Below are 3,272 nucleotides of genomic sequence, written 5' to 3' on the forward strand. Positions count from 1 at the left end.
TCTAAATATTTTAATAAATGGGAAAATCGTTCTGTTTTTGTAGTTGGAGATGTAGACCAATCTATTTATTCTTTCCGCATGGCAGATTATACAATTTTGCTAGATTTTCAACATGATTTTGGAGATGGTTTGGCGGATGAAGATACCCGGACAATGATTAAATTGGAGGAGAATTATCGGTCGCGAGAAAATATTCTGGAAGTAGCGAATAAGTTGATTGAAAATAATACTCAACGTATTGATAAAATTCTCAAACCAACGAGAGGTTTAGGGGAAGAAATTTATTGTTATGAGGGGGAAAGTGAGTTAGAAGAAGCGGAATTTGTTTGTAGTAAAATTCAGGAACTTACAGACCAAAACCCAGAGTTAGATTTAGGCAGTTTTGCTGTACTTTATCGGACTAATTCTCAGTCACGCGCTTTGGAAGAAGCTTTGATTCATTATGATATTAAATATGTGATAATTGGCGGATTGAGATTTTATGACCGGAAGGAAATTAAGGATTCTTTGGCTTATTTGCGGGTTATTGCTAATCCGGCTGATACTATTAGTTTGCTCAGAATTATTAATACTCCGAGAAGGGGTATTGGTAAGGCGACTATTGATACTTTGGTAAATGCTTCTTTGGAGATGGGAATACCTTTGTGGGAAATTATTAATGATGAAACTTCTGTTAATACTTTGGCTGGTCGTTCTTCAAAGGCTGTGAATAAATTTGCTGACATAATTAAGCACTGGCAAAATGAAGTAGAAAATCTGACGGCGGTTGAAATTGTTGAAGGAATTTTGGAGACTTCTGGTTATATTGAAGAGTTGAAAAAAAAGGGTACGGAAGAAGCAGATAATCGACTGGCAAATTTGGGGGAATTATGTAGTGCTGTTGCTCAATTTCAAGAGGATAATGAGGATACAAGTTTAGGAGGTTTTTTGGCAAATGCTTCTCTAGCTTCTGATTTAGATAATCTACAAGATGGGCAGGAAGCTGTGTCGTTAATGACTTTACATTCGGCTAAAGGTTTGGAATTTCCGGTGGTTTTTATGGTTGGTTTGGAAGATGGTTTATTACCTCATTTTCGCAGTAAAAATGACCCTTTGTCTTTGGAAGAAGAAAGGCGACTTTGTTATGTAGGAATTACGAGGGCGCAGGAACAATTATTTATTTCTTATGCTACTGAAAGGCGACAGTTTTGGGGAGCGCGAGATGTCGCAGTTCCATCTCAATTTTTGGCTGAGTTACCGGAAGATTTGATTAATACTAATGGGATGAAAAAGGTAATTTATCGTTCCCGTCGTCAAAGCAAAAATACTAAAAATTATACTGTCAAAAAATCGGCAAATAATCAAGGAGAAAATTGGCAAGTAGGCGAGAAGGTGATGCACAAAAGTTTTGGAGTAGGACAGGTAACTAATGTTTTTGGTGGAGGACAAAAACTGAGTTTAGGTATCAAATTTGGTAAAAGTAAAAAAATTATTGACCCTAAAACTGCACCGATGGAAAAGTTGGAATATTGAAGAAGGAGTTAGGAGTCAGGAGAAGAAAGTATTGAAGAAGGAGTCAGGGTGTTGCATAAATGCGCTTGGGATTTTAATAGTTTTGTGGAAGTGGAAGTGGAATGAGCATCTTGCCTGTTCCTGATATTTTCCCTATTCTATTTCTAAATTCCCCGGTCTCACATCCGGATAATGATATTAAATCTGGTAACATTGAAGAAGGAGTCAGGGGTCAGGAGTCAGGAGTCAGGAGAAGAAAGTTTTTTGTTTGCTGGCGCACAACTGCGTTAACGCGGAGCGCAGAACGGAGTTCTATCGCTAATTAAACGAACATGATATTAAACCCATAAGGGAAAAGTCCAGTAGTGGACTATAGCGCTGTGTGCAGGCAACAGCTCCGGAAGGGGGAATAAAAAGCTGATAAGATCAAACTTTTAGCTATTGGACAATTCCTACAATTTGTAAATATGCCAGCGCACATTGCTATAGAAACAAAAATCTATTGCAAAGTTTTAGCTGTGTCAGTCCACTACTTAATCTTTTGTTGACAAACAGTCTCTAATATCAAATCCGGGGGAATTGGACATCAAAAAATTCTCCAATCGTCATAACTACTAAATCTTTGTGATTCTCTCTCCTCCTGACTCAGTCCTCCTGACTCGGTCTTCCTCGCTTCAAAAGATTTTATACTGATGCTACCGGATTTGATATAACTGATAACTGAATTGACCTTATTTCCTATTCGAGAATAACAGTTATTTGTGGGTATTCAACTAGACACAATATTAAGAACTATATCAAAAGCTTTGACTTTAATATCAAAGTTAAATTAATGATGAGAAACAAATAAATTAATAATGAGAATTTGATTAATAGTATATAAATTGCTTCTAAACTGGCAATAATTAATAACTTATTTGAATGAAAGCTAATATACTTGACTGAGCATTCTGTTATTGCTAGGGTAGTTATATAAACAAAAAATAACCATCAATTATCAATTTATAGAAGTTTGGATCGGATTGTCCACAACTGGAAAATACCCTGTTATGACATTCTTTAATAAACTTCTAATGCTGAAATTTGTGTGATTTTCTTTGTTATTTCTGGAATAATCGTTCCAAAAAAACTGATAAATCTCACTCGACAGGAGAAGCAAAAGTGCCGACGAAGCTCTTAGATATAGATATCCTTCCTTCTGATTTACGTCAAACGATCGCCAAGCGAGAGTTGTCAGAAGAGCAAAAACTATTCTGGCAGGGAGACTCAGCTCAAGCAGTCTTTATTGTCAAAACTGGGCGACTTAAAATAGTGCGCTACAAAAGTTGTGGAACAATAGTTAGGTTATGTACTGCTACAGCAGGAGATATTTTAGCCGAGACAACACTTTTTTCTAGCAGATATACCAATACAGCGATCGCAGAAACAGCCTCACAAGTAATGGTTTATCCGAAGAAACATTTTTTAGCAGCTTTGCATAGCTATCCCGACCTAGCTCAAGATTTCATGGCAATTTTAGTCAGAAAAAATCAATGCCTACAACACCATCTAGAATTACGGGATATCAAGACTGCCCACGAACGAGTGCTTCAATATTTATGCCAGATAGCTAGACTTTCTAACCAGACATCTGTCAATTTAGATAGACCTCTCAAAGAAATAGCTGCTGAGTTAGGGTTGACCCCAGAAACTCTATCTCGTGCCCTCAAACGCTTAGAAAGAGATGGTCTGATTAGTCGCTCTCAACGTGCGATCGTCCTACATAATTATTCTATTGCTTG

Annotated in this window: 2 protein-coding genes; both read left to right on the forward strand. The window is 37.0% G+C overall.

The window, feature by feature from the left end:
* On the forward strand, positions 1–1,512 hold a 1,512-nt coding region (locus F6K13_RS25035; RefSeq protein ID WP_287288712.1), incomplete at its 5' end, for a 3'-5' exonuclease.
* Between the two features lie 1,062 nt (positions 1,513–2,574).
* Positions 2,575–3,272: Crp/Fnr family transcriptional regulator (locus F6K13_RS25040; RefSeq protein WP_205127475.1), on the forward strand; the 698-nt coding region annotated here is incomplete at its 3' end.

The organism is Okeania sp. SIO2B9, from assembly GCF_010672505.1.
GTDB lineage: Bacteria > Cyanobacteriota > Cyanobacteriia > Cyanobacteriales > Microcoleaceae > Okeania > Okeania hirsuta.